This window comes from Caulobacter sp. GW821-FHT11A05 (assembly GCF_058809015.1).
In genome coordinates this window covers 225,873-252,870 of sequence record NZ_JBXASF010000005.1, presented here as the reverse complement: position 1 = coordinate 252,870, position 26,998 = coordinate 225,873, and the positions used below count along the sequence as shown (strand labels likewise).

Annotated in this window: 22 protein-coding genes; 10 read left to right on the top strand and 12 right to left on the bottom strand. The window is 68.8% G+C overall.

Annotated features, from left to right (window positions below):
* Positions 1–13: 13 nt before the first annotated feature.
* On the top strand, positions 14–2,263 hold the full coding sequence (locus AC1RSK_RS10095; RefSeq protein WP_492907376.1) for a TonB-dependent receptor domain-containing protein: 2,250 nt from the start codon (positions 14–16) through the stop codon (positions 2,261–2,263).
* A 57-nt stretch (positions 2,264–2,320) separates the two neighbouring features.
* Here the strand turns inward: AC1RSK_RS10095 and AC1RSK_RS10090 are convergent, their stop codons facing one another.
* From AC1RSK_RS10090 to AC1RSK_RS10080, 3 genes are all read right to left on the bottom strand, one after another.
* Complete coding sequence (locus tag AC1RSK_RS10090; RefSeq protein WP_492907375.1) at positions 2,321–5,470, bottom strand: efflux RND transporter permease subunit; 3,150 nt, start codon at positions 5,468–5,470, stop codon at positions 2,321–2,323.
* On the bottom strand, positions 5,467–6,531 hold the full coding sequence (locus AC1RSK_RS10085; protein WP_492907374.1) for an efflux RND transporter periplasmic adaptor subunit: 1,065 nt from the start codon (positions 6,529–6,531) through the stop codon (positions 5,467–5,469). Before AC1RSK_RS10085 ends, AC1RSK_RS10090 begins: the two co-directional genes overlap by 4 nt.
* An 83-nt stretch (positions 6,532–6,614) precedes the next feature.
* Positions 6,615–7,241, bottom strand: a complete 627-nt coding sequence (locus tag AC1RSK_RS10080; RefSeq protein ID WP_492907373.1) for a TetR/AcrR family transcriptional regulator — start codon at positions 7,239–7,241, stop codon at positions 6,615–6,617.
* A 41-nt stretch (positions 7,242–7,282) separates the two neighbouring features.
* Here AC1RSK_RS10080 and AC1RSK_RS10075 point away from each other — a divergent pair, with 41 nt between their 5' ends.
* Positions 7,283–8,725, top strand: coding sequence for an efflux transporter outer membrane subunit (locus tag AC1RSK_RS10075; RefSeq protein ID WP_492907372.1), 1,443 nt, complete (start codon positions 7,283–7,285; stop codon positions 8,723–8,725).
* Positions 8,726–8,924: 199 nt separating this feature from the next.
* On the top strand, positions 8,925–9,584 hold the full coding sequence (locus AC1RSK_RS10070) for a glutathione S-transferase family protein (RefSeq protein ID WP_492907371.1): 660 nt from the start codon (positions 8,925–8,927) through the stop codon (positions 9,582–9,584).
* Here AC1RSK_RS10070 and AC1RSK_RS10065 read toward each other — a convergent pair.
* Positions 9,562–10,461, bottom strand: a complete 900-nt coding sequence (locus tag AC1RSK_RS10065) for a fatty acid desaturase (RefSeq protein WP_492907370.1) — start codon at positions 10,459–10,461, stop codon at positions 9,562–9,564. The two genes, AC1RSK_RS10070 and AC1RSK_RS10065, sit on opposite strands and share 23 nt — an antisense overlap.
* Before the next feature lie 173 nt (positions 10,462–10,634).
* A complete protein-coding gene (locus AC1RSK_RS10060; protein WP_492907369.1) occupies positions 10,635–11,252 on the bottom strand; it encodes a TetR/AcrR family transcriptional regulator in 618 nt (205 codons plus the stop codon).
* Between the two features lie 288 nt (positions 11,253–11,540).
* Between AC1RSK_RS10060 and AC1RSK_RS10055 the strand changes: the two genes are divergently transcribed.
* Positions 11,541–14,024, top strand: coding sequence for a TonB-dependent receptor (locus AC1RSK_RS10055; protein WP_492907368.1), 2,484 nt, complete (start codon positions 11,541–11,543; stop codon positions 14,022–14,024).
* 8 nt (positions 14,025–14,032) lie between these two features.
* A complete protein-coding gene (locus AC1RSK_RS10050) occupies positions 14,033–14,920 on the top strand; it encodes an alpha/beta fold hydrolase (RefSeq protein ID WP_492907367.1) in 888 nt (295 codons plus the stop codon).
* Here the strand turns inward: AC1RSK_RS10050 and AC1RSK_RS10045 are convergent.
* Genes AC1RSK_RS10045 through AC1RSK_RS10035 form a run of 3 tightly spaced genes read right to left on the bottom strand, consistent with a single transcriptional unit; the run spans position 14,909 to position 17,030 of the window.
* The gene (locus AC1RSK_RS10045) at positions 14,909–15,493 is read right to left on the bottom strand and encodes an AAA family ATPase (protein WP_492907366.1); all 585 of its coding nucleotides are present in this window, start codon (positions 15,491–15,493) and stop codon (positions 14,909–14,911) included. The two genes, AC1RSK_RS10050 and AC1RSK_RS10045, sit on opposite strands and share 12 nt — an antisense overlap.
* Positions 15,490–16,053 (bottom strand): 3'-5' exonuclease, encoded by a 564-nt coding sequence (locus tag AC1RSK_RS10040; protein WP_492907365.1) that lies wholly within the window; start codon positions 16,051–16,053, stop codon positions 15,490–15,492. Before AC1RSK_RS10040 ends, AC1RSK_RS10045 begins: the two co-directional genes overlap by 4 nt.
* 17 nt (positions 16,054–16,070) lie before the next feature.
* Positions 16,071–17,030 carry a hypothetical protein gene (locus AC1RSK_RS10035; protein WP_492907364.1) on the bottom strand — a complete coding sequence of 320 codons (960 nt, stop codon included), beginning with the start codon at positions 17,028–17,030 and terminating at the stop codon, positions 16,071–16,073.
* Positions 17,031–17,470: 440 nt separating this feature from the next.
* Between AC1RSK_RS10035 and AC1RSK_RS10030 the strand changes: the two genes are divergently transcribed.
* The gene (locus AC1RSK_RS10030; protein ID WP_492907363.1) at positions 17,471–17,746 is read left to right on the top strand and encodes a hypothetical protein; all 276 of its coding nucleotides are present in this window, start codon (positions 17,471–17,473) and stop codon (positions 17,744–17,746) included.
* Between the two features lie 10 nt (positions 17,747–17,756).
* Here the strand turns inward: AC1RSK_RS10030 and AC1RSK_RS10025 are convergent, their stop codons facing one another.
* Both AC1RSK_RS10025 and AC1RSK_RS10020 read right to left on the bottom strand, forming a co-directional pair.
* A complete protein-coding gene (locus AC1RSK_RS10025; RefSeq protein WP_492907362.1) occupies positions 17,757–18,281 on the bottom strand; it encodes a hypothetical protein in 525 nt (174 codons plus the stop codon).
* A gap of 376 nt (positions 18,282–18,657) precedes the next feature.
* On the bottom strand, positions 18,658–19,380 hold the full coding sequence (locus AC1RSK_RS10020) for a glycosyltransferase family 2 protein (protein ID WP_492907361.1): 723 nt from the start codon (positions 19,378–19,380) through the stop codon (positions 18,658–18,660).
* A 242-nt stretch (positions 19,381–19,622) separates the two neighbouring features.
* Between AC1RSK_RS10020 and AC1RSK_RS10015 the strand changes: the two genes are divergently transcribed.
* The 3 genes from AC1RSK_RS10015 (at position 19,623) to ctrA (ending at position 23,333) form a co-directional block, all read left to right on the top strand.
* Positions 19,623–21,389: an ArnT family glycosyltransferase gene (locus AC1RSK_RS10015; RefSeq protein WP_492907360.1), complete on the top strand. Its 1,767-nt coding sequence runs from the start codon at positions 19,623–19,625 to the stop codon at positions 21,387–21,389.
* Positions 21,386–22,294, top strand: a complete 909-nt coding sequence (locus AC1RSK_RS10010; protein WP_492907359.1) for a hydroxymethylglutaryl-CoA lyase — start codon at positions 21,386–21,388, stop codon at positions 22,292–22,294. Before AC1RSK_RS10015 ends, AC1RSK_RS10010 begins: the two co-directional genes overlap by 4 nt.
* Positions 22,295–22,637: 343 nt before the next feature.
* Positions 22,638–23,333: a response regulator transcription factor CtrA gene (gene ctrA, locus AC1RSK_RS10005; protein ID WP_492907358.1), complete on the top strand. Its 696-nt coding sequence runs from the start codon at positions 22,638–22,640 to the stop codon at positions 23,331–23,333.
* A 57-nt stretch (positions 23,334–23,390) separates the two neighbouring features.
* Here the strand turns inward: ctrA and AC1RSK_RS10000 are convergent, their stop codons facing one another.
* Both AC1RSK_RS10000 and AC1RSK_RS09995 read right to left on the bottom strand, forming a co-directional pair.
* Positions 23,391–23,732 (bottom strand): hypothetical protein, encoded by a 342-nt coding sequence (locus AC1RSK_RS10000; protein WP_492907357.1) that lies wholly within the window; start codon positions 23,730–23,732, stop codon positions 23,391–23,393.
* Positions 23,729–24,403: an energy transducer TonB gene (locus tag AC1RSK_RS09995; RefSeq protein ID WP_492907356.1), complete on the bottom strand. Its 675-nt coding sequence runs from the start codon at positions 24,401–24,403 to the stop codon at positions 23,729–23,731. The genes AC1RSK_RS10000 and AC1RSK_RS09995 overlap by 4 nt, the downstream gene beginning before the upstream one ends.
* Before the next feature lie 114 nt (positions 24,404–24,517).
* Here AC1RSK_RS09995 and AC1RSK_RS09990 point away from each other — a divergent pair, with 114 nt between their 5' ends.
* Entirely contained in the window at positions 24,518–26,947 is a 2,430-nt protein-coding gene (locus AC1RSK_RS09990; protein WP_492907355.1) for a M20/M25/M40 family metallo-hydrolase, read from the top strand.
* The last annotated feature ends 51 nt before the right edge of the window (positions 26,948–26,998 follow it).

Genomic DNA, 26,998 nt, shown 5'->3' with positions numbered 1-26,998 from the left:
GGGGGATACGCTGGTGACTTCGCTTCGGTCCGGTCTGCTTGTCGGCGCCGCGCTCGCGGCCATGGCGGGATCCGCCTTCGCCCAGACCTCCGCCTCGCCCCCCGCCCCGCCCCCGCAGGGCGAGCCGAAGCCGGCCGCCCAGGCCGCGCCCGCCAAGGAAGGCGAGACCTCGAAGGAGGTCGAGGGCGTCGTCGTCAGCGGCCAGGCCAACGAGGTCCGCACCTCGATCGACTCCACCAGCTACAGCCTGGCCAAGGACTTGCAGGCCACCACCGGCACCCTCGCCGACGCCCTCCGCAACGTCCCCAGCGTCGATGTCGACCCCCAGGGCAACGTCTCCCTGCGCGGCGATTCCAACGTCACCATCCTGGTCGATGGCCGCCCCTCCGGCATGCTGTCCGGCGACGGCCGGGCCCAGGCCATCTTGTCGCTGCCGGCCGACCAGTACAGCCGCATCGAGGTGATGACCAACCCCAGCGCCGCCTACAGCCCGGAAGGTTCCGGCGGCGTCATCAACCTGATCACCAAGCCCACCGCCCCCAAGCCCGGCGTGGTCGCCACCGGCAACGTCCGCGCCAACCTCGGCGACGAAGGGCGCTGGAACCTCGGCGCCGGCGGCTCCTGGCAGAAGGACAAGCTGACCCTCAGCGGCGACGTCAGCTACCGCCACGACCGCGGCCAGCAGACCAGCGACCGCACCCGCGACCGGCTCGATCCCCTGACCGGCGACGTCCTGTCCACCACCCGCCAGACCCAGGCCTTCGGCGGCCCGGCCAATGTCGCCATCGGCCGGCTCGGCGTCGAGTACCGCCTGGGCAAGGTGATCCAGCTGTCGGCCGAACTGCGCGGCAACGACATCGACAACGTCGGCGAGGGTCCCGAGACCCTGGAGACCGTCGACGCCCTCGGCGTCACCACCGCCGCCTACGGCCGCGACCTGAAGTTCGGCTTCCAGGGCGACAATCTTGGCGCGACGGGGCGGATTCTCAGCCGCTTCGCCGAGGGCCACGAGTGGACCAACGAGCTGCGCCTCGACCGCAGCCGCGGCCACGTCGCCTTCGATTCCGTCTACGACTTCGACATCCCGGCCGCCCCTGACCTCTACGAGGCGACCGACAACCGCTTCAACCTGTTCATCGTCGGCTTCACCAGCGCCTACGTCCGGCCGATGCCGGGCGAGGGCAAGCTGCGGGCCGGCTACGAGCTGGAGACCCGGGACGTCACCTTCCGCCAGGCCACCTCCCGCGGCCCGGCCCCGAACGCCATGGTCCCCGACCCCTTCGTCACCAACCGCTTCGAGGTCGACCAGCAGGTCCACGCCCTCTACACCACCTACGAACGCCCCTTCGGCAAGCTGTCGACCCAGCTGGGCCTGCGGGTCGAGTACGCCGACCTCGAACTGCGCTCGGTGACCGGCGGCGTCACCGAGACCCAGGACTATCTGCGCCTCTACCCGACCCTGCACCTGAACTACCAGCTGACCGACGCCCAGTCGCTGAAGGCCAGCTACAGCCGCCGCATCCAGCGCCCGCCGCCCTTCCTGCTCAACCCCTTCACCAGCTACCAGGACCCGCTGAACCTGCGCTCGGGCAACCCGGACCTGAAGCCGCAGGAGACCGACGCCTACGAGCTGATGTACCAGCTGCGGCACAAGGGCGCCTTCTACCAGGCCACCCTCTACTTCCGCGACACCGACAAGGCCTTCACCGAGGTGGCGACCGACGTCGGCGGCGGCGTCCTCCTCACCCGGCCGGAGAACCTCGGCTCGCGGCGCGACCTGGGCGTCGAGCTGGTCGCCAACGGCCCGTTGACCAAGACCCTGAAGTACAACGCCAGCCTCAACCTCTACCGCCAGGAGATCGACGCCGCCGGCATCCCCGGGTCGAGCGACCGCTCCGGTACGGTGGTCAGCGGCCGCGCCAGCCTCAACTGGCAGCCGACCCCTGAGGACTTCCTGCAGATCTCCGGCTTCTGGCAGGGCGAGAGCCTGCTGGCCCAGGGCAAGCGCGAGGCCGGCGGCATGCTGAACCTCGGCTACCGCCGCAAGCTGAACGACAAATGGGCCTTCCAGGCCACCGTCCGCGACCTGCTGGACGACTTCGGCGACGTCACCCGGTCCGAAACCGCCACCTACGCCGACCGCACCGAACGCACCTTCGGCGGCCGGGCGATGTTCATCGGCTTTACCTACAGCTTCGGCGCCGGCCCGAAGCGGGAACAGCCCCCGCAGTTCGACTTCTCGGCGCCTCCGACAGGGGGCTGAGCCGGGGCGCGACATGCGGGTCGGCTGGGCGTCGGAGGAGGTCGGCCAGCTGCGGTGTCACCGCGGCGCCGGGCGGCTGAATCCCGTCAGTCGACCCCAACCCGCCCGCCAGCCGGCGGCCCAGTCGATCCGCTTGCCGGCCGGCGCGGCCGCGGGGTCCCGCCCGGCGCCGAACCAAAGGGCGTACAGGGCGGGCAGGAAGAACAGCGTCAGCGCCGTGCCCACCAGGGTGCCGCCGATCAGCACGACCGCCAGCGTTCCCCAGAAGGTCGACAAGGTGAGCGGCAGGAAGGCCAGCACAGCCGCCAGGGCGGTCAGCAGCACCGGCCGGGCGCGGCGGACGGTCGCCTCCACCACGGCGTCCCCCTGGTCCAGTCCCCGGGCCCGCTCGGCCTCGATCTGGTCGACGAGGATGAGGGTGTTGCGCATCAGGATGCCGGCCAGGCCGATCAGGCCGAGGATGGCGTTGAAGCCGAACGGCATGCCCATGATGGCCAGCGCCGGCGCCGCCCCGATCAGGCCCAAGGGCGCCGTGGCGAAGACCAGGCCGGTCATCTTGAAGGACCGGGTCTGGAGCATGATGACGGTCAGCATCAGCAGGATCATCACCGGGAAGATCGGGGCCAGCGCCGCGTTGGCCCTGCCGGACTCCTCGACCGTGCCGGCCGTGGCGATGGCGTAGCCGGGCGGAAGCGAGGCCTTCAGGGCCGCGAGCTTGGGCAGCAGCGCGGCCGTGACGACGGGCGGCTGAACCCCCTGCGCGACGTCCGCCCGCACCGTGATGGTGGGCTGGCGGTCCCGGCGGAGCAGGATGGGATCTTCCCATTCGGTGACCAGGCTGGCCACGCCGGAGAGCGGCACGGAGCGGCCGTCCGCGGTGGTGATGACCAGATTGCCCAGGTCCGCGAGATCTTCGCGTTCGTCCTTGGCGGCCCGCACGACGACGTCCACCGTCCGCTCGCCGACCCGCATCTGGGAGACCGTCGCGCCGGAAACCAGGGCGCCGACCTGCTGCGACACGCTGGCCGGATCGAGGCCGAGGAGCCGCAGCCGGGCTTCGTCGAACCGCAGCCGGACGATGGGCGCGCGCTGGCCCCAGTCCAGATTGACCTCATGAGCGCGCGGTTCGGCCCGGACGATCTCGGCGGTGCGCGCCGCGATCGACCGCACCCGGTCCAGGTCCGGGCCAGAGACCCGGAAGGCGACGGGATAGGCGACGGGAGGCCCGAACAGCAGGGTGTTCGCCCGGACGCGGGCTTCCGGATAGGCCCCCGCCTCGATGCGGGCGTTCAGGGCGCGGCGCAGGGCGTCGCGGTCCTTGTGCCCGTCGGTGAGGATGATCAGCTTGGCGAAGGAGGGGTCGGGAAGCTCGGGGTTGAGCGACAGGAAGAAGCGCGGGGCGCCGGCGCCGATGTAGGAATCGACGAACCGGGTCTGCGGCAGCTTGCGGACGTCCGCCTCGATCCGCTCGACCAGGGCCTGGGTGGCGCCGATGCTCGTGCCCTTGGGCATCGACACCTCGACCAGAAGCTCCGGCCGATCCGAGACCGGGAAGAACTGCTTGGGCACGACGAGCGCGAGCAGGACGCCGGCCAGCAGGAGGGCGGCGACCACGACCAGGGTCACGCGGCCACGGGCGTTCACCGCGCCGCGCACCCAGGACCGCAGCCGTTCGTAGCGCGGGGTCGCGTAGATGGCGTCATGGCCGCCCGGCTTCGGTTCGATGCGGGGCAGCATCTTCAGGCCGAGGTAGGGGGTGAAGTAGACGGCGACGATCCACGACACGAGCAGGGCGAACGCCACGATCCAGAAGATGTTGCCGGCGTACTCCCCGGCGGCGGATTGGGCGAAACCAACCGGCAGGAAGCCGATGACCGTGACCAGGGTGCCGGCCAGCATCGGACCGGCGGTCGCCCCCCAGGCAAAGGTCGCGGCGGCGACGCGGTCGAGGCCCTCCTGCATTTTGACCACCATCATCTCGATGGCGATGATGGCGTCGTCGACCAGCAGGCCGAGCGACAGGATCAGCGCCCCCAGGGTGATGCGGTCGAAGTCCCGGCCGGTCACCAGCATGATGACGAAGACGGCCGCAAGCGTCAGGGGCACGGCGGCGGCGACCACCAGCCCCACCCGGAAGCCCAGCGCGATCAGGCTGACGATCATGACGACCGACAGCGCGACCGCGAACTTCATCATGAACTCGCCATAGGCCTCCTCGATGTTCTTCGACTGGTCGGCCACCTGGGTGAAGGTCAGCCCGGCCGGAAGCTCCTCGCGCAGGGTCTCGACGGTCTCCGCCAGGGCCTCGCCCAGCTTGGTGCCGTTCCAGCGCTCGCGCATGACGACACCCAGGACGACGGCCGGCGCGCCGTTGTGGCGGACCAGGTAGGAGGCCGGATCCTCGTAGCCGCGACGCACCTCAGCGATATCGCCGAGCCTGAAGCTGCGGCCATCGATGACGATCGGCGTGTTCCGCACCGCCTCGACGCCGTCGAAGGCGCCCGACACGCGGATGTTGACCGATTGCGCGCCGGTCTGGACGGCGGCGTCGCCGGTCAGCAGGTTCTGTTGCGACAGCGCTCCGATAAGGCGGTCCGGCGCGATCCCCAGGGTCGCCAGCCGCCGGTACGACAGCTCGACATAGATGCGCTGGCCCTGCTCGCCGATGATATTGACCTTCTTGACGCCGTCGACCTGCAGCAGCCTTTCGCGCAGGTCTTCGGCCTCCTGCACGAGCTCGCGATGCGGCATGCCCGCGGCCTGCAGGGCGAAGAGGCTGAAGTAGACGTCGGAAAATTCGTCGTTGACGATCGGACCGATGACGCCGCGGGGCAGGCGGATCGCCTCGTCCTGCAGCTTCTTCCTGGCCTGGTAGAACTCCTCCGGAACCGCCGCGGGCGGGGTGGTGTCCAGCAGGGTCACGGTCATGTTGACCACGCCGGGACGGGCCGAGGTCTCGACGCGGTCATAGTAGCGAAGTTCCTGCAGCCGCTTTTCGAGGCGGTCGGCGACCTGCTCCTGCATCTCCTTGGCCGTGGCTCCAGGCCAGACGGCGGTGACGGTCATGACCTTGACCGTGAACCCCGGATCCTCGGCGCGACCGAGGTTGAAGAAGGCGAAGATGCCGGCGGCGAGCACCGCGATGATCAGGAACAGGGTGACGGAGGGGTGGCGGACGGCGACCGCCGAGAGGTTCGGAAACTTCACGACCGCACCGCCGCGCCGGAGGTCAGACGCACCCGCTGGCCCTGGCGCAGCAGCTGCGCGCCGAGGGTCACGATACGCTCGCCCTGAGCCAGGGAGCCGGCGGCGATGGCGGCCTGCTCCTCGCCCAGCGCCATCACCTTCACAGGCCGCAAGCTCACCCGCCCGTCCCGGACCACCCAGACGCCCGGGCCATGCCCGTTGTCGAACAGGGCGGAGAGGGGGACCTGAACCTGCGCGGTCGTCGGTCGCTGCAAGGCCACCGTGACCGTGGCGCCCAGCGGAATGTCGGTCCGGTTCAGGACGAAACGGGCGTCGAAGGTGCGCGACAGCGGATCGGCGGCGCCGGAAAGCTCGCGCAGCTGCGCCTGCATGGGCTCGTTGGATCCGTACAGCCAGGCCTGCCCCTGGCGGGGCAGGTCCCTGACCTGGGTCTCGGGGATGGACAGCGCCGCCTCCCGGCTTCCCGACCGGGCCAGGCGGGCCACGATCATGCCGGCGGCGACCACCTGCCCCGGCTGGGCCATGACCTCGGTCACGACCCCGTCGGCGTCGGCGTAGAGGGTGGCGTAGCCGGCCTGGTTCCTCGCCTGGCTGGCGCCGGCCCGGGCGGCGGCCAGCGCGGCGCGGGCCGACCGGGCGTTGGCGAGCGCCAGGTCATAGGACGACCGCGACACCGCGCCGGCCTCCAGCAACCGGCGCTGGCGCTCCTCCTCGGCGACGGTCTGCGCCAGCCGGGCCTCTGACGCCTGGACCTCCTGGCCGGCGGCGCCGGCCGTCAGCTGCAGGTCGGACGGATCGAGCCGCATGAGGGCCTGCCCCCGACGGACCGTCTGGCCGGGATCGACCAGCCGCTGCACCACCTTGCCGCCGACCCGGAAGCCGAGGTCGCTCTCGGTGCGCGCCCGGACCACCCCGGTGTAGCGCAGGGCGCCCGCCTGGGCGTCGCCGACCAGCGCAGTGCGGACGAACAGCGCCGGCTCTTCCTTCGGGGCGTGAGGGCTGCAGGCGGCTAGGGCGAACGCCAGCAGCAGGGGCGCGGCGCGGGATGGGGAGACGACCATGAGGGAGCTCGCATGAGGTTACCCGCCGCTCCTAGCGCCTGCCGCTCCCAAAATAAAGATGAAAAATGTTGTTATCTGTCATTTTATATCGACATGCCTTTAGATAACAGCGTGCAGATCCGGTCGCTGGTATCCGCCAGGTCCTCTTTGGAGAACATCTGGATCATGAGCGGATTCCACACGCGCGAGAGGGCGGCGCAGACCGTGTCGGCCAGCTCTTCCGGATCGGACTTGGCGAAGGCGCCGGCCCTCTGTCCGTCCATGATGATGTGGCGCACCGCGCCGCGAAGCCCGTCGAGATAGGCATCGATGACCGGCCATCGCTCACGCGCCGCGGTGGCGCAGAGTTGGTTCATGCGATTCTCGCTCAGCGTCAGCCGCTTGGTGTCCTCAAGCACGCCGCGACTAAGCGTTTTCAGCACCTCCCCGGCATCGCCTCCGGCCCGCGCCGTCGTCCAGGCGCGGTCCTCGATGACCGACAGCTTGCGCTCGGCGATCGCCTCGTCGAGGGCCTGGCGGTTGGGAAAGCTGCGGTAGAGGTTGGCCGGCGACATCCCCAGCTCGTGCGCCACGTCGCCCAGCGTCGTCTTCTCATACCCGATCGCGTCATAGAGCCGCTCGGCGACCTCGAGGATCTCCTCGCGCCGATCGACCGTCGGCCGGCCAGGGCGCTTTGGGGCGCTTGCGGAAGGCGGGCTATTGCTTTTCATGAAAAACGTTCTATTCCATCATTCTATATCAAACAAGGTGCATGGCCATGATCGCCCGCGTCACTCTGGTTCTGCTTGGCTCAATAGCCCTTTCCGCCTGCGCGGGCCATCCGTCCCCGCCCCCCGAGGTGGCCGTGGCGCCGAGCTTCCGCGCCGCCACGCTGGAGACGGCCGGCCTGAAGACGGCGGAGGTGGAGCGCAACTGGTGGCGCGCCTTCGGCGATCCGACCCTCAACCGGGTCGTCGAGCAGGCCCTGCTGGGCAATCTCGACATCGAGGCGGCCGCGGCCCGGCTGCAGCAGGCGGCCGGCGCCTCCCGCATCGCCCGCTCCAACCAGCTGCCCTCGGGGACGCTCGGCGCCTCGGCCTCCACCCAGCGGCAATCGCTGAACGACCCGCTGGCCCGGATCGCCTCGGCCTTTCCCGACTACGATCGCACCAGCAGCCTCTATGGCCTCAGCGCCGCCGCCTCCTGGGAGCTGGACCTGTTCGGCAGGGTGGCGGCCGGCCGGCGCGCCGCGGTCGCCGACCAGGAGGCCGCCGCGGCGCAGCTTGACGACGCCCGGCTGACCGTGGCCGCCGAGATCGCCACCGCCTACATCACCGCCCGCGAGCTGCAGGCCCGCCGCCAGATCGCCCGGGCGCGCATCGACACCAACGGCCAGATCCAGGCCCTGGTCGCCCGGCGGTTCACCGAAGGCTCGGCCTCCCGCTTCGAACGCGACCAGGCCGACGCCGACCTGGCGGGTTCGCGGGCCGGGCTCACGCCGATCGAGGCGGCCCTGGACGAGACCTACAATCGTATCGACCTGCTTTCGGGACGCTCGCCCGGCCATGCCGCCGCCCTGCTCGGCGAGGGGGCGATCCCCTCGGCGCTGGCGGTCACCACCCAGGACGGCCCCGCCGGCCTGCTCGTCCGCCGGCCGGACATCCATGCGGCGCAACGCCGTCTGGCGGCCGCGGACGCGCGCGTGGCCGAGGCGCTGACCGCCTACTACCCCCGCCTGTCGATCCAGGGCCTGGTCGGCCTGCTGTCCTCGGACTGGTCGGACCTGTTTTCCGACGACTCCGTTCAGTCCGCCGGGTCCGCGACCGTGTCGGGCCGACTGTTCGACTTCGGCGCCGCCCGCGGCGGGGTGGAGGGCGCGCGCGGGCGAACCCGCGAAGCCGCCGCCCTCTACAAGGCCACGGTGCTGCGGGCCGCCGGCGAGGCCGAGGACGCCTTCTCGAGCGTGTCGCGCGGCAACCGGCATGCGATCGACCTCGCGCAAAGCCGCTCGGCGCTGACCAGCGCCCGGGACACCGCCCTGACCGCCTACAACCTCGGCGGCCTCAGCCTGAAGGACGCCCTCGACGTCCAGCGGCGGCTTCTGGACGTCGAGGAGGCCAGCGCGACAGCCCAGGCCGACGCCACCCGGGCGTCGGTCACCCTCTTCCGGGTTCTCGGCGGCGGCTGGTCCGGCAGCCTGGCCTGGACCGGCTGACGGCCCCCAGGGGCCACGGTTTTCGGGGACTGCAGCCCCATCCGGGCCCCAGTGACGACCGCACCGAACGCACCTTCGGCGGCCGGGCGGTGTTCATCGGCGTCGAGGGGCTGAGGGACCGCGAGAAAAAGTTCACGGGGCTGTCGTGAGGCGCCCGGGTCGTTCGTCCTCTAGGGTGTGAACAGTCCGGAGAGCGACCATGGCCAAGACCGTCCCGACCATCACCGCCTTCAAGGCCTCGCCCGACCGCGGCCAGGGCCTGGCCCGCGACATGCGGGTGCGCTGGGCGCTGGAGGAGGTCGGCCAGCCCTACGAGGTCCGCCTTCTGACCTTCCCCGAAATGAAGGAGCCCGCCCACAAGGCGCTGCATCCCTTCGGCCAGATCCCCACCTATGAGGACGGCGACCTGACCCTGTTCGAGTCGGGCGGCATCATCCTCCACATCGCCGAACGCCATCCGGGCCTGCTGCCCGACGCGCCGAACGCCCGGGCCCGGGCAATCACCTGGATGTTCGCCGCCCTCAACACGGTGGAGCCGCCGATCTTCGACCGCAGCCTCGCCACCATCCTGGAGCGGGACCAGCCCTGGTACGAGCACCGCCTGCGCGCCCTCGACGAGATCATCCGCAAACGGCTGGACGACCTTGCCCGCCACCTTGGCGACGCCGACTGGCTGGACGGCGCCTTCAGCGGCGCCGATCTGTTGATGGTGACGGTCCTGCGCCGGCTGATCAGTTCGGGCATTCTGGAGGACTACCCCAGCCTCGCCGCCTACATCGCCCGCGGCGAAGCCCGCCCCGCCTATCGGCGCGCCTTCGACGACCAGCTGGCGGTCTTCACCGCCGCATCGCGCGGCTGAACCCCACCAGCCGGCCCTGGCGCTCGTCCCACAGGGCCAGCCGCAGCGCCCGCCAGCCGCCGGCCAGATCGACCCCCTTGCCGGTCAGGCCCGGGTGATCGCGCAGCACCTCCGGCAGCCGGTAGAAGGGGATGCGGCTGGCCAGATGGTGGATGTGGTGGACCCCGATGTTGGCGGTCAGCCAGCGCAGGGGCGCGGGCAGGGCCAGGTGGGAACTGCCCTGCAGGGCGGCGTCGAGGGCGGTCCAGTCGGGGTGGCGCCGCCAGGAGGCGCCTTCGAACTGATGCTGCACATAGAACAGCCAGACGCCGATGGTGGCCCCGACGATGACGATGGCCAGATGGGCCAGCAGCGCCGCCGGCGAGCCGGTCAGGGCCACCTCGCCGCCGATCAGCGCCGCCAGCCCCAGGCTGTTGCCGATCACGCTGCGCCAGGCGGCGGCGTCCTTCATCAGGCCGATGGGAATGCGGTGCTGCAGGGCGAACAGATAGACGGGACCCAGGCCCAGGATGACCAGCGGGTTGCGGTAGAAGCGATAGGCCGCCCGCCGCCGCCGCGACAGGGCGCGGTACTCCTCGACGGTGAGGGTCTCCACCCCGCCCAGCGAGCGCCGGTCCAGGTCGCCAGAGGTGGCGTGATGGATGGCATGGGTGCGCCGCCAATAGTCGTAGGGGGTCATGGTCAGGACGCCGATGGCCCGGCCGGTCCAGTCGTTGGCGACGGCGGACCGGAACCAGGAGCGGTGGCCGCAGTCATGCTGGATCATGAACAGCCGGACCAGAAAGGCCCCGGCCGGCAGGGCCAGCAGCAGCCCCCACCAATGACCTTCGGCGACGCTGGTCGCGGCCAGGATCCAGAGGATGGCCAGCGGCAGCACCGTTATCCAAAGTTCCCAAAGGCTACGGCGCGGGTCGGGCGATTGATAGGCGGCGAGGGCATGGCGAACCCCTCGGTCGTCTGGAAATGGGGGCATGGGGGCTCTGGCTGCGCGCCGCAAAGGGCGCGCCATGCAGGAGGTAAGGCGTGGGGTGGGGGTTGGTTCCAGGCGACCTAGGCGCGCCGCACATAGGCGACGAACATCCGAACGAGCTCTTCCTCGAATTCGGCCGATTGGGGCAACGGGGAATCCGCCAGGAAGGCGCATTGGATGGCGCCGAGCATGGCGCTGACCAGCACATAGCCCCCGGTCGGGCCGAGATCGCGGATTTCGCCCGGGGCGAACTCGGCGAGCACCTCGCGGACGAAGTCGCCGAACACGTCGTGCCGTTCCTTGACGTGCTCGAACTCCCGCCGGTCGAAGCGGCTCAGCAGCATGGCCTTGACCTTGTCGCGGTAGGCGCAGTTGCACTGAACCGTGCCCCGCACAATGATTCGGGCCACGGTCTCCAGACCGCAGGGCGCGGCTGCGCGCACCGCCGCCAGCATGTCGTCCTGGGCGATCTTCTGGCCGTGATCGGCCAGCGCCGACAGGATCGCGCGCTTGTCGGGAAAGTACTGGTAGACCGTTCCGACGGAAAATCCCGCCCGCTCGGCGATGTGGTTGGTCGTCAGCCGCGGGGCGCCCTCCCGTTCCAGGATATGCATCACCGCCGTCAGGATGGTCCCGACCGTTTGCTGCGCCCGCACCTGCGTCGGCCGCTTGCGCATCTGTGGTGAAACCAGCGCCAAAGTCCTGCTCCCAAAGTTGAACCCCGACGCCAGGAAACCTGGCGCCTAGGTCGGGATGGAAGAAATTTATCTCACGATTTCCGATAGATACGCCTTCGTTCGGGTCGCCATGCCGGGCCAGGGAAAAGCGAGTTGAGGGCGCCCGGATATCCCCGATAGTTCCTGCAGATAATAGGAATGATCCTCTCACCCAGGCGCGTCAAGCGCGGCGGGCGGGGGCGTTCCGACAAGCACGACAGAGACCGCGAACCATCGCGGCGTATCGGGAAACAGGGGGAGGACTTGACCATGAACACCTCGATCGAAGGCTCGCGCCAGCTGCGCGGGAATGACCCGGCTCGCCTGCGCCGGCGGCTGCTCGCCGCCTCCGCCATCGCCCTGGCCCTCACCGGCGGCGCCGTCGCCGGGGAGGCCCAGGCGGCGCCCGGCGACGGCAATGAGCTGGAGGAGGTGATCGTCACCGCCCGCAAGCGTGAAGAGAGCATCCAGGACATCCCAGTGGCGATCACCGCCATCTCGGCCAAGCAGCTCGACCGCTACGCCATGCGCTCCATCGAGGAAATCTCGGCCGGCACGCCGCAGCTCACCGTCACCCGCGGCAGCAGCGGCAGCGGCGCGACCATCAGCCTGCGCGGCATCGGTTCGACCTTCACCAGCATCGGCGTCGAGCAGTCCGTCGCCGTCATCGTCGACGGCGTCTATTACGGCCAGGGACGGATCATCAACGAAGGCTTCTTCGACATGAAGCAGGTCGAGATCCTCAAAGGTCCCCAGGCTCTGTTCTTCGGCAAGAACGCCACCTCGGGGGTCTTGTCCTTCACCTCGGCCGATCCGGGTAACCAGTTCGAGGCCCTGGGCCGGGTGGGCTATGAGTTCACCTCCCGCACCCCCTCGGTCGAGGCGGTGGTCTCAGGGCCTATCAGCGACACCGTCGGCCTGCGGCTGGCCGTGCGCGGCGCCCGCATGGAGGGCGGCTACGTCGAAAACCTGGCGACCGCGACCTCGGTCACCACGCTTGATGTGGGCACCTTCGCGACCACCACCCACGCCGTGCCGAAGCCCCGGAAGGACGTTCCGGCCGAACGCGACCTGCTGGCGCGGCTGACGCTGCAGTGGACGCCCACCGAGACATTCGACCTGACGCTCAAGGCCTCGGCCGACCGCTACCGGGTCACCAACGCCACCTGGAACAACGAGATCATCGCCTGCCCGGTCGGCGGCCACTCGCAGGTCAGCCCCACGGAAGTCTGTTCCGCCGACTGGAAGATCCGGCAGAACGACGTGCCGGCCGACATCGCCAGGACCAACCCGATCCTCGGCCGCCAGGGCGGCCAGCTGTACCAGGACTACGATTCCTACGGCCTGACGGCGACGGCCAACTATTCGCTCGGCGACGTCGATCTGACCTCGGTCACCGGCTTCCACCACTTCGTGAACTACTTCCTCGGCGACTACGACAGCACCGGCATGGCCGACGGCGGCACCTGGGGCGCCGAACGGTCGGCCTATCGCGCCTTTTCCGAAGAGGTCCGGGCCCAGACCCGCTTCGACGGCCCGCTCAACCTGCTGGTCGGCGGCTACTACCAGACCACCCGGCTGGACTTCCACCAGCTGGTGATCTTCTCCGGCGCGCTCGAAGACCCGCAGGCGCCCGACTCGGCCCTGCGCTACATAACGCTGGAGAAACTGGGCCGGACCGACGGCGAGACCTTCGCCGCTTTCGGCCAGCTGATCTGGACCTTCCATCCGCAATGGGAGCTCACCGCCGGCGCCCGCTACACCCATGAGACCAAGGAGTCGGTCTTCAACCAGCCCTATGTGATCTCCCTCTACCAGCCGGTCTTCGCCCAGAACGCGCCGCTGCTCGGCGACCAAAGCTTCAACAACCTCTCGCCGGAGGCCACCCTCACCTGGCGGCCCACCGAGGACTGGACCCTCTACGCCGCCTACAAGCGCGGCTTCAAATCGGGCGGTTTCTCGATCAGCGCCCTCAACAGCAAGATCGGCAACACCACGGCGGCCGACCTGACCTTCGGTCCTGAAAAGCCGGAGGGCTTCGAGGGCGGCGTGCGGGCGACCCTGCTGGGGGGCGACGTGCGGGTCTCGCTCGACGCCTTCCACTACCGGTATTCCGATTTCCAGATCGACTACTTCGACGCCATCAACGTCCAGTACATCACCACCAACGCCGGGGCGGTGGTGACCCAGGGCCTCGAAATCCAGGGCGAATGGGCCCCGCCCGCCATCCCGGGGCTGAAGCTGCGCTCGACGGTGGCCTACAACCGGGCCCGCTACGAGGACTTCGGCGGCGCCCCCTGCTACGGCGGCCAGTCGATCGCCGAGGGCTGCGTGACCCTGCCGAGCGGCCGCACGGTGCAGGACCTCAGCGGCAAGGCCCCGGCGGCCGCGCCTCGATGGACGGGCGCGGTGCTGGCCGACTACGAGAGCGCCCCGGTGGGCGACCTGGTCTTCGGGGCCTCGGCCAACCTGCGCTTCTCCAGCAGCTATCTCGGCGGCCCGTTCGGCAATCCGAACGGCCGGCAGGAGGCCTATTCGGTCTTCGACCTCGCCCTGCGCCTTGGCGGCGAGGACGGGCGCTGGGAACTGGCCCTGGTCGGCAAGAACCTCGGCGACGAATACGTCGCCACCTCGATCAGCGACGCGCCCACCTCGGGCAGCGGCACGGGAACGGCGGTGTCGGTGCATTCCGACCTGCTGGCCACCCCCAACCCGCCGCGCACCGTCGCCGTCCAGTTCAGCCTCCGATACTAGCCCCCAGGATGGACCCCAGCCCCCAGCCCGTCGTCCTGCAGACGCCGCAAATCCGCCTCTCGGGCCGTCTGGCCAGCCCGAACCGGCGCCCGCCGCGCGGGCTCGTCATCGCCCTGCCGGGCGGCGGCTACACGGCCGGCTACTGGGACAGTCCCGTGGAGGGCCAGTCCCTTCTGGCCCTGGCGGCCGACCTGGGGTTCCTGGCCCTGGCCCTGGACCGGCCTGGCTATGGCGCCTCCCAGGGCCACCCGCCCGACCGCCTGCGCGTCCTCGACCAGGTCGGCTATCTCTACGAAGCGATCGAGGCCTGGCTGGCGAGGCAGGCCTTCGAGGGCCCCGTCTTCCTCATCGGCCATTCGCTGGGCGGCATCGTCGCCCTGATGATGGCGGCCGATCCACGGGCCTCGCGGCTGGCCGGCGTCGATGTCCTGGGCGTGCCCTTCCGCTACCGGCAGGACGCCGCCGGCGAGGCGACCCAAAATCTGCCCCGGGCGGAGGCCCATGTCCCCACCCCTTCCGAGGATCTCCAGCGCCTTTTGCTGTTCGGCCCGGACGGGACCTATCCGGCCGCGGCCTTCGCCCACCACAAGACCTGCCTGCAGCCCATGCCCTGGGCCGAGTATGAGGACGGCATCGCCGCCCCCGCCTGGTGGCCGACCGTGCTGCCGACCATCACCATCCCCGTGCAGTTCACCGTCGCCGAGCATGAGACCATGCAGCAGACCGGCTGGCCGATCCTGAACGAGGTCCAGGCCCTCCTCAGCGCCAGCCCGAACGCCCGCGTCGACCTCCTGCCCGGCGCCGGCCACAACGCCAGCCTGCACCACCCGGCCCGTGCCTATCACCTGCGGGCGCTGGCGTTTTTCGAGCAGTGCCTGGCTTCATCAAGGCCATGATCGACTGGTGGCGATCATGACTTCGGCGTGCTCCAGTACGGCGTCGACATTCGTGAGAGTGAGCCGCTGAGCCGCCGGTGCGAACTCATCGACTAAATTGGTCACGTGTCGGCTTACTGCCTGGCGGAAGTCCTGGTCTCGATCGCGTCCCGCCCCAAGAGCGACGGATGGGTCGAGTATCGTCATGACCACCAAGTCGTAGTCGTTCATATGCGCCCTGGCGATCGTGCGCAGTTGATCCATGCGCCGGGTATCGATGGTGCGATGCGAAATCTCGAGGGCCGCTAGTAAATAGCTGAACGGGTCCAAGATCGGACGATCAACAAGGATGACGTCGCAGGTGAGAGAAAGCTCTGCTTCTCGCCGCAAGCCTTCGGCCATGATCCACTGGGTGCACTCGACCGTTTGGGCGGTCAGGATGGGAAAGCCCAATGAACGCGCCTGAACTGCCAAGTCCCCGACCCGACCTATCGTCAAGCAATGCTTGGCGAGTCGGGCCTCCAACGCGTTGAGAAACGTAGATTTGCCGGTGGAGTGAGTTCCGGTGATCGCAAGCTTGAATGGCGTGCTCATAGGAGTTGCGGCTGACCCGATCCAAGAATATTTGCGGCTGCGATAAGGTCTACACGTCCGCCCGCCTGGGCCCGCCCAACCAGATCGACAAACACTAGTGCGGTCAGCGTTGCATCGAACAGCGCCGAATGGTGGCTTTGCCCGGACCTGCGGGTGGCCACGGCGGTGTGGCCCAGCGTCTCCCCCAGGGCCTTCAGGCTATGGGACGGGAGGTTGGGCAACACAGCTCGCGAAAGGCGCAGAGTGTCAATCGCCATCGCCGGCGACCAGTCAGGCAAGCCGCGAGACAGGATGTCGACCTCGACCTTGACGTTGTGGCCGACGATGGCGGCGTTGTCCAACCAACCCATGAGATCGTCTTCGATGTCGGCGAGCAACGGCGCATCGCTCACATCTTCGTCGGTCAAACCATGGATGCGCGAAGCGTGGGGCAAGATCGGAGAAGTTGGCTGAATCCGCCAATGCCGGACGGCTTCCGTCACCTGAAGGTCCACCACTTGGACCATAGCTAGTTCGACAATTTCGGGCGGACTGCCGCCGTTTCCCTCTACATCGATCACCCAAAATCGCGTGCGCTCTAGTCCCATCCTACCTCCGCTCGGCCGTGACGACGGGGCAAATGCGGCTGACTGCGATCGTGCACCTGATAGTTCAAGGCGTGCTGGATAAAATAGCGCTGTTGCTCGCGGCTAGCACCTACTTCGATCCTTCGCTCGTCGATGGATATGTCGTCTGGGTCCAGTCCAGCAAGAGCAGCCAGCTTTGCGACCGAGCCCATATCCGGCCGTCGGTGAGCGGCCGCACAAATCGCCGCCTGATTTGCCGGACAGATGTCGCAAACGTCCGGCAGACCGTAGTGCCCGTTGAAGTCGGTCACCCCGTGCGCATAGCCGACGCCACAGGACGTCTTTCGAAACAAAGCCACGCCATCTAGCGCGCGCAGTACCCGCTGCTCCAACACCTTCGGCAGGATTTTCCGGCGGGGGACATCATCGTAGAGGTCGGGCACGCCCAGTCCGCGAAAGTGTGCTCGGATTTGTTCGCGATGGAATAGGCCGGTGAACACCGTCGCGTCGGCAAACGAAGCCAATAGGCGGGCACGGGAAAGATGTGTTTCGCTGTCGTTCACTCCAGCGATCAAAGGCCGCCAATAGAAAATCTTCCGCGTTCGAGCGGCGTGCAGCGCGAGAGTCTTTAGCGACGCCTCGGCGTGGGTACTGCGGACTGGCTCAATCCGAGGGTCGTCAATACCTGACCAAGTGACGAGGACCGTCAGCTTGAGATTCCGAAGTCGTTCAAGGCGGAGTATGTCGGCCGGCAATACCCGCCAACGCGTGATTACCAAAACGTGGTTAGTTAGCGCGCGAGCGTCGAGAAGGTCGAGGGTTTCGAACAGGTGCTCCTTGACCCCCGGCAAGAAGGGGTCCGTAGCTTTGTTGAATATTTGAATTGGCGTGACGTGAGCTCGAAACGCCCAATGGTCGGTGATCGCATCGACCGCACTGCGGTCATCCATAACCAAGTGCGGTCGTTTCATCTCATAGTTGTCATACAGATGGCGAATGCAGTATCCACAGTCCAGCGGGCACCCGATCACATGATTCAAGCTAAGACCAGATTTCCGGTATTCTACGACATCCTGAAGTGAGGCCGGGAGATTGTCAGGTGCTCGGCGCAAAGTGGTAGGCATGAGGGCGAACCTAGAGGCCCGAACTGCAGCAGAGGCTCGCAGCCGGATGGCTATCTTGGACCCCATCAGCCGAAAGGGCCATGGGTCGTGGTCGCGCAAAGCACACTCCATGAGGGCGCCCCCACTCGACTGGTTTCGATAACGATCTCAGGTCATCCGCGAGCGCGGCGGCTCCGAACCTTCTCTTCAGAGGGTGGCGTGTGTCCCATTTTCAGGCCCGGCCAAACCGATCTTTGCTCCGCCGGCTTCAAGGTCTAATCTTCCCCCTGCAGCCGTGGATGGAAGCCATGAGTGACGCCGTTGGCCCTGGCGACCTGGTTCTGTGCGTCAACGCCGCCCCGAACCATGTCACCGGAATGCCCGTGCCCCTGGTGGCCGGGGAAACCTATCGTGTTGTCGAGGTCATGGGCTTTGCCTGCCCCTGCGGACGGTCCGACGCCCTGCTGGACGTCGGCGTCGATTTCGCCTGGTGCGAGACCCGCTTCCGGCTCCTGCCCAAGCCGAAGGCCCGGGAAAAGCCGCGCCGCGTTTCGGCGCCCAGGGACAAGGAGACGGTTCGCTGAACCGCCGGCCCTACCCCGCGATCATCGCCAGTAGCCCCTGTTGCCCCTTCACCTTGCGCCCCTGCTGGTCGGTGCTGTCGCCGACGTTCCAGCCCTCCGGGCAGTCGCCCAGCAGCCGGTAGCGCCGGGTCTGGCGATAGCCCTCTGCCCCGCTGACCGGCTCGGCCGACTGCACGGCGGTGAAGTCGCGGGTCAGGTCGCCGCTGACCGCCGCCGTCGTCACCCAGGTCTCGCCGTTCATGTCGCAGCGCTGGATGCGCACGCCGTTCGACACCACCTCGGCGCCGAGCGGCCGGCAATAGGCGTCGCCGGCCGTCACCGCCGGCCGCGCCAGCCCCTCGTGGATGCGGCTGTCGGCGCAGACCTTCACCGCCACCACGCCCTCGCGGGCCGGCACCACCTCGACAGACCAGAGGTGCGGCGGATCGATCGCCGCCTGCCGGGCGCGGTACTTGGCGGCCGAGGCCTTGCCGTCGCAGGCGGCCAGCAGGACGCCGAACAGGAGGGGCGGCAGGAGAAGGACGGCGGGGCGCATGGAAGAGCTCCAAACTACATATATAATTCAATGAAGTTACATTTGTAGACCGCCGTCAAGCCTGTCGAGCCATCGAGGGCCGCCAATATGTCTAGACTTATTCATCCGCGGAAACGGGGACACATTGAATTGCCGCGGGCGCCGTCGACAGAGCCCATCCAACGGTGCGCGGCAATTCAATGTGTCCCCTCTCACCATCGGTCAAAGGGAGGTCTTCGATGGGTTGGGTCGGCGTCAAATGCCGTCCTAAGAAGGGTGTCCGGTAGGCCCTATGCGCCCCTTCAACCTGTTGAATAACCACAATAAACACCGAAGCGCCGGCCCGACGTCCGTGCTATGATCGCTTCGATCCGACAAACCACCCCGAGAGGAGGCCCTAGACCTCGTCCACACCCAGCGGATTGCGCGCCCGGGTGTTGAGCCACATGACGCCCAGCAGGTCGCTGACCGAGGCCTTGAGCCGGCCCCAGTTGTTGTACTTCGAGACCCCGGTCTCGCGGTGGCGGTGGTTGACCGGCTCGAACGCCACCTCATAGCCCTCGCGCAGCATCAGGGCGGGCAGGTAGCGATGGATGTGGTCGAAGTAGGGAAGCCGCAGGAAGGCCTCGCGGCGGAAGGCCTTCAGCCCGCAGCCGGTGTCGTTGGCATGGTCCTTCAGCAGGCCCCGGCGGATGCGGTTGGCCCAACGGCTGGCCCAGCGCTTGGCCTCAGAGTCCTGGCGCTTGACCCGCTCGCCGCCGACCAGCGCGAGTTCGATGGGCGAGGCCTTCAGCCGCTCGGCCAGGCGCGGGGCGTCGGCCGGGTCGTTCTGGCCGTCGCCGTCGAGGGTGACGATGATCGGGCCCCGGGCCTCCAGGATGCCCGAGCGGATGGCCCGGCTCTGGCCGCTGTTCTTGCGGTGGCTGAGCACCCGCAGCTGCGGGATCTCGGCCTTCAGCGCCGTCAGCCGGGCCTGGGTGTCGTCCTTGCTGGCGTCATTTACAAAGATAAGCTCGTAGGATCGGTCGCCGAAGGCGGCGGCGATCTCGCGGGCCAGAAGCGGGGCGGCCTCGCCCTCGTCATAGACGGGCACGACGATCGAATAGTCGGGGGTGCTCATAAGCCCCTAATAGAGCGGGTTTGGCGGAAGTGGAAATTCCCCGTCTTCCGATCATCCCGACGCAAGTCGGGGCCCAGTGTCCACAGGCGGACGGGGCTCGGCTCTGATCAGCGCCAGCCTGTCTTCTGGTTTGCCAGCTGGGTCCCGACTTTGGCTGGCGCCGGACTTCGTTTCGTCGGGATGATCGGAGATTGAGAGTGCGGAGTTATGCGAGGCCAATCGCCAGTGCTATCAACCACGCCATGAGCCTCGAATCCCGTCTGGACATGCTGGCCAAGGGCTGGCGCGGCCCGCTGGTCGCGGCCTTTGTCGCCTTTCTCGCCGGCCTGCCCGGCCTGATGGCCATGCCGCCGATCGACCGCGACGAGGCCCGCTTCAGCCAGGCCACCGCCCAGATGCTGGAGAGCGACGACTATGTCGCCATCAACTTCCAGGACCGGCCGCGCGACAAGAAGCCGGTCGGCATTCACTGGATGCAGGCGATCAGCGTCGCCCTGTTTTCGGACGTCGAGAACCGCGACATCTGGCCCTACCGCCTGCCCTCGCTGATCGGGGCCATGCTGGCCGCCGCCGCCTGTGTCTGGGGGGCGAGGGCCTTCTGGAACGAGCGCACGGCCCTGCTGGCCGGGGCCATGTTCGGCTCGAGCTTCCTGCTCAGCACCGAGGCCTTCATCGCCAAGACCGACTCGGTCCTGGCCGCCTGCGCCACCATCGCCCTCGCCGCCCTGGCCCGGATGTACGCCGCCCATCGCAGCGGCGCGCCGCCCCCAAGCTGGCGAACCAAGCTGATCCTCTGGCTGGCCATAGCCATCGGCATGCTGGTCAAGGGGCCGGTGGTGCTGATGGTCCTGCTGCTGACCCTGGCGGCGCTGTGGGCCTGGGACCGCAAGGCCGGCTGGATGAAGGACATCGGCTGGGGCTGGGGGCTGGTGCTGATCCTCGGCATCTGCGGCCCCTGGGCCCTGGCCATCAGCGTCGCCACCGACGGGGCCTTCTGGGGCTCGGCCATCGGCGGCGACCTGGCCCCCAAGCTGGTCGGCGGCCACGAGCGGCACGGCGGCCCGATCGGCTACCACCTGCTGATCTCACCCCTGATCCTGTTCCCCTGGATCCTGCTGGTCCCGGCCGCCGTCATGCTGGCCTGGAAGCAGCGGACCGATCCGGGCGTCCGCTTCGCCCTCTGCTGGCTGATCCCCACCTGGCTGCTGTTCGAGATTCTCCCCACCAAGCTGCCGCACTACACCCTGCCGACCCACGCCGCCGCCTACTGGCTGATCGCCGCCGCCATCATGGCCGCGCCGCAGCGCTGGAGCCGCATCGCCGGGGTCGCCCTGCTGGGCCTGGCCAGCGTCGTGCTGGCCGGCGTCGCCATCTACGGCATGACCGAATTCGGCGACGGCCCGGACCTCCTCTGGGCCATCGCCACGGCCGCCGTCTTCCTGGCCACGGCTATCGTCGGCGGCGTGATGCTCTACCGCAGGTCCAACCTGCAAACGGTGTTGGCCGTCGGCGTCATCGGCGCCCTCGGCCACGCCCTGCTGGTCGGCCAGCTGATGCCCCGGCTGGAGCCTCTGTGGCTGGCCCCGCGCCTGGCCATGGCGCTGAAGCGCACCGGTCTCGACCCCCAGGTCGGCCGCACGCCCGGGCCCATCGAGACGGCCGGCTATTCCGAGCCCAGCCTGGTCTTCGCGCTCGGCACCCGCGCCGGCCTCGGCGGCCCCGAGGACGCCGTCCGCGCCCTGGCCGAGGGCCGCCCCGCAATCGTCGAAAAGCGGGAGCAGAAGGAATTCCTGGCCTTGATGAAGGCGCAGGGCGTGCCCATTGATCCGATCACCCGCCTGAAGGGGTTCAACTACGCCAAGGGCGACGAGATGGACCTGACCATCTATCGGGGCCTGCCGCGCGCCACCGACCTGGCCCGCCAGCCGGCCGCCGCCACCCCCGCCTCGCGGGGCCCGGTGGCGCCGGACGTGAACCGTGATGCGTTGAAGGAAGAGACAGCCGAATGACCCGCCTGATCGAAATCGTCGAAGTGGGCGCCCGCGATGGCCTGCAGAACGAGAAGGCGATCCTGGAGGTCGCCGACAAGGTGGAGCTGATCACCCGGCTGGAGGCCTGCGGCGTCAAACGCCAGGAGGTGGTCAGCTTCGTGAACCCCAAGCGCGTGCCGCAGATGGCCGGCGCCGAGGAGATCATGGCCGCCCTGCCCGTCGATCCCACCCGCAGCCGCATCGGCCTGGTGCTCAACGAACGCGGCTGGGACCGCTGCGTCGCCGCCGCCTGCGACGAGGCCAACGTCGTGGTCTGCGCCAGCGACGGCTTCGGCATCCGCAACCAGGGCGCCTCGGTCGCCGAGCAACTCGACACCCTGGCCGCCATCGCCGCCAGCAAGGCGGCCAATGGCGGGCCGCCGATCACCCTGACCGTCTCGGTCGCCTTCGGCTGTCCGTTCGATGGCGAAGTGCCGCTGGACACCGTCGTCTCCATCGCCCGGGCCGGGGCCGCCTTGAACGTCGATGAGATCGCCCTGGCCGACACCATCGGGGTGGCCGACCCCTGGACCGTCCGGCGCGCCGTCGAGGCCGTCCGCGCCGTCACCGGCGACACCAAGCTGCGCCTGCATTTCCACGACACCCGCAACACCGGCCTGGCCAACGCCTTCGCCGGCGTCGAGGCCGGGGTTGATGTGCTGGACGCCTCGGTCGGCGGCCTGGGCGGCTGCCCCTTCGCTCCCAACGCCACGGGCAACATCGGGACCGAGGACCTGGTCTACATGCTGGAGCGCGCCGGCTTCGAAACCGGCCTCGATCTTAACGGCCTGATCGAAACCGCCGGCTGGATCGGCGAAAAGATCGGCAAGAAACCGGCCTCCTCGCTCTGGCGGGCCGGCGTTTTCCCCCGGGCGGCCGCCTGACCCCTTAATTTGGCCGCGACATCCCGTCGCCGGCCGGCTTGAGTCAAAGCGTCGCGCCCACATTGTGAGTCATTGCCGCCACAACCTCGCCCAACCCCTGTGCCGTAAGGCTTTCGAGACCCCCGGACGACCGATCACGAAAGAGTCAACTCAAGCAGGACTCGTGTTGCGGAATCACCCGCTTGCCCCCGATTCGCAAATCGGCTTAACGATTCTTTCCAACGGGCCGTTCACCATTAACCAGTCTTAAACCGACCCCGCCGGAAGTTAACGGCGGGCAGGGGCGGCGGATTCCGCCCGGTGCAAGATTTTTACGGGCCGCTGGGCGCGGGGAGAGATATTGATGCGGGTTCTGCTGATCGAGGACGACAGCGCCACGGCGCAGACGATCGAACTCATGCTCAAGTCCGAAGGGTTCAACGTCTACACGACGGACCTGGGCGAGGAAGGCGTCGATCTGGGCAAGATCTACGACTACGACCTCATCCTCTTGGACCTCAACCTGCCCGACATGAGCGGCATGGACGTCCTGCGGACCCTGCGCAACGGCAAGATCAACACCCCGATCATGATCCTGTCGGGCACGGCGGAGATCGACACCAAGGTCAAGACGCTCGGCGGCGGCGCCGACGACTACATGACCAAGCCCTTCCACAAGGACGAGATGGTCGCCCGCATCCATGCGGTGGTCCGTCGCTCCAAAGGCCACGCCCAGGCGGTCATCAACACCGGCGAGATCGCCGTGAACCTGGACGCCAAGACGGTCGAAGTCGCGGGCGCCCGCGTCCACCTGACCGGCAAGGAATACCAGATGCTGGAGCTGCTCTCCCTGCGCAAGGGCACGACCCTGACCAAGGAGATGTTCCTCAACCACCTGTACGGCGGCATGGACGAGCCGGAGCTGAAGATCATCGACGTCTTCATCTGCAAGCTGCGCAAGAAGCTGGCCACGGCCAGCGGCGGCCAGCACCACATCGAGACGGTCTGGGGCCGCGGCTACGTGCTGCGCGACCCGCAGGACGGCGTCGTCGCCGCCTGAGTTTTCTGAGTTTCGACGACGGAGACGCCCGCCCTCACCGGCGGGCGTTTTCGGTTTTCAGGGTATCCGGACGGTCGGCGGGAACGCCTTCTCGCAGACGGCCCGGGCCGCCTCCCCGCCGCCGGCCTCCCGCCGCGCCTTTGCGATCCTCAGCAGGGCCCGCTGGCGGCGAACGATCTCTTCGGACGGGGCGCCCCGCTCCAGCATGTCCGAGAAATGGGCGCTCAACAGGGAGCTGACCGCCGCGCCACGCCGGGCCCGATTGCCGTCATCGGCCCCTTCAAGCTCGGCCATGCTCCAGGCAAGGCAGTCCTCCAGCGATCCCGGGGCCAGCTGTTCCCCCGCGGCGCCAGCCGGCGCGCTGGACCAGAGGAGGAGACCGACGGCGAGCGCGATCATGGACGCGACGCCCCAAGGGCCGGCCGCATCGCCTCGATCAGCGCCGCGCAGCTCTGGCGCTGCCGGACCTGGGCGGGATCGCCGCGCAGCCGGGCCGCCCGGTTCCGGGCCTGGTCAACCTCGCCCAGGAAGTCGCCAACGCCTGTCTGGCCCTCGATGAGTTCGGTGCTGGCCATGCTGTACCAGAAGTCAGCGAAGGCCCGGGCGCGGCGACCAGGATTGGCCTCCAGGTCGTCGAGCGCCAAGCCGAGACAGGCCAACCTTTCCTCCCAACCGGGCATCGAGATCGCCTCCTGATAGGGGCCTTCCGGCAGGGTGAAACTCATCGGCACCAGCTCCTCGGTCTCGACCGGCTTGCCGTCGATGGTCTTGGGCCTGATCCTGGCGTTGGCCAGGATGCGCAGCGACGCCGCGCCGAACCCGTAACCGGCCGGCGTCTCTTCGGTGACGACGCATTTGGTCAGCCGGCCCTCGACCGTGATCGTACAGCGAATCTTGGCCGTGCCTCCGACCCCGGCCTTCAGCGCCGCTTCGGGATAGAACCGATCAACGTCCGCGCCGCTGGGCGGGACCGCCCAATCGGCTTCGACGACGACCGGCTTGGCGCGAGGCGCGGCGGCGCCTGCCAGCACGGCGACAAGCAGAATCGAAAGGACGGACGCCAGGCGCATGGCCGCATGTGAGATGGCCGGCGGCCCCAATGCAACCTTCGCCCCGGCCGAGCCCAACCCGCCCCTTGCGCCAGGCCGGGCGTCATGGCCCCCTGCGCGCCAAGGGGAGACGTCATGAGCAAGGACTGGATGCGGAGCGGCTGGCTGGCGCTGGCGCTGCTGGGAGCGGCCCTGCTGGCCTGGCAGGGGACCATCACGCCGAAGCCCGCGCCGGCCGGCGCGCCAGCCGGCGCCTTCTCCGCCGGGCGGGCCCTGCGCGACATCGCCGTCATCGCCCGCGAGCCGCACCCGATCGCCTCGCCCGCCAACGCCAAGGTCCGCGACTACCTGCTGGGCCGGCTGACCGAGCTGGACCTGTCGCCGACCGTCCAGGAGACCAACGCCCTCAGTTCTTCGCCCGACTATCCGCAATGGCTGGCCGGGGCCCATGTCCAGAACCTGATCGGCGTGCTGCCCGGCAGGGACCGCAGCCTCCCGGCCCTGATCCTGATGAGCCACTACGACAGCGTGCCCGGCTCGCCCGGCGCCGCCGACGACGCAACCGGCGTCGGCGTCACGCTCGAAGTCATCCGCGCCCTCAAGGCCAAGGGAACACCGGCCCGCGACGTCATCGTCCTGATCACCGACGGCGAGGAGTGGGGCCTCAGCGGCGCCGAGGCCTTCTTCGGCCAGCACCCGTTGGCCAAGCACACGGGCCTGATCATCAACATGGAGGCGCGCGGCGGCGGCGGCCGGGCCAACATGTTCGAGACCGGGGCCGACAACGGCGCCCTGATCGACCGCTTCAAGGCCGGCGCCAAGGGGCCGATCAGCAGCGCCCTGGCCGTCTTCCTCTATGAGAAGATGCCCAACGACACCGACTTCTCCGTGCCCAAGCGGATGGGCCTCAGCGGCCTGAACTTCGCCTTCATCGGCCGCCAGTTCGACTACCACTCGCCGACCTCGACGGTGGCCAATCTCGATCCGGGCTCGGTGCAGTCGATGGGCGAGCAGGTGCTGGCCGCCTCGGGCGACCTGGCCTTCGCCCCCAAGCTGCCCGGCAAGGCCCCCAGCGCCGTCTACAGCCAGACCTTCGGCGACCATGTGCTGGCCTATCCGCCGGTCATGGGCTGGCTGGTGCTGGCCCTGTGCGGCGGCCTGTTGATCCTGGCCGGGCGGCGGGCGCGCGCTGCCGGCGAGCGGCTGGACTGGCGTGACGGCCTGAAAGGCGCGGCCGGCGGCCTGCTGGTGCTGGTCGAGGTGGCGCTGGCGCTGAACCTGGTCCGGCGCGCCACCGGCGTCGGCTTCGGCTTCATGGAGCAGCGCGCCATCCTCGCCGGCTGGCCGCTGTGGGAGGCGGCCATCTTCGTCATCGGCCTGGGGCTGACCCTGATCGTTCCGATGAGCATCGGCCTGCCCGCCAAGCGGCGCTGGCTCCTGTTGCCGGCCGGCGCGATCATCGGCGCGGCCAGCAGCCTGTTCGGCGGCTTCGATCCGATCGGGCTGGGGCTGGGCGTCGCCGCCGGCCTGCTCGCCATGGCGGTGGTCGGACGGCCCGTGCCGCGCAACACCGCCTGGGCCGGCGTGCTGTGCCTCGGCCTTGTCCTCGCCGTGGCGCTGCAGGTCTTCGCGCCGCAGACCGCCTTCCTGGTCGCCTGGCCCCTGACCCTGGCGGCGTTCGGGGCGATGGCCAGCCGGTGGGGCGCCGATGGGCGCTGGACTTCGCTGCTGGCGGTGATCGCCGCCATCGTCTGCGGCTGGCTGGGGGTCTATGTCCACCTGACGGCGCAGGGGCTCGACTTCCCGGCCCTGCTCGGGGTTTTCGCCCTGCTGGCCAGCTTCGTGCTGTGGCCGCTGGCCCTGCCGGCCCAGCACGGCGAGGCAGGCTGGAACGAGAAGGCCCGGCCGATGGTCTACGCCATCACCCTCGTGGCCGTCGTCATCGGCTATGGCCTGGCCATGGCCGGGTCCGCGAATCCCTGGAGCGGGCGCTATCCCCGTGCCTACAGCGTCACCCATGCGACCGACAGCCATGCGGGCAAGGCCTGGCTGGCCTTCATGGACGACAAGCCACTCGGCCGGCCGTTCACGGACATCGCCGCCAAGGACATGGTCAAGGCCAGCCTGCCGCCGCTCTACGACCAACCCGCCTTCATGGTTCCGGCCCCGACCACGCCGGTCGCCGCCCCCACCCTGGCGAGCCGCATCGAACCGGACGGCCGGGTGACCGTCGTGCTGACCCCGCCGCCGGGAGCCCGGATCGCGCGGATGAACCTCAAGCTGAGCGCCGCCGTGAAGGACGTCACCCTGCAGGGCCAGCCGACAACATGGCTCGCCAAGCCCGGGGAAACCTATCACCTGCGCTGGGTCGGCCCCAGCCTGCCGATCACCCTTTCCTTCCGGCCGGTGAAGCCGGACGCGGGGCTGGCGGAGGTCGACTACGGCACGGTGCTGGAAAGCTGGCCCGCCGGCGCCCGGCCCCTGCCCGGCCCGATCATTCCGCTGATGCCCTGGGGCACGAGCGGTTCGACCGGGGTGACCGGCAAGGCGATCGTGCGGTGGTGATCGGCCCGGCTTGACACCCTTCATATAATTCCATATTTCCTGAATTATCGA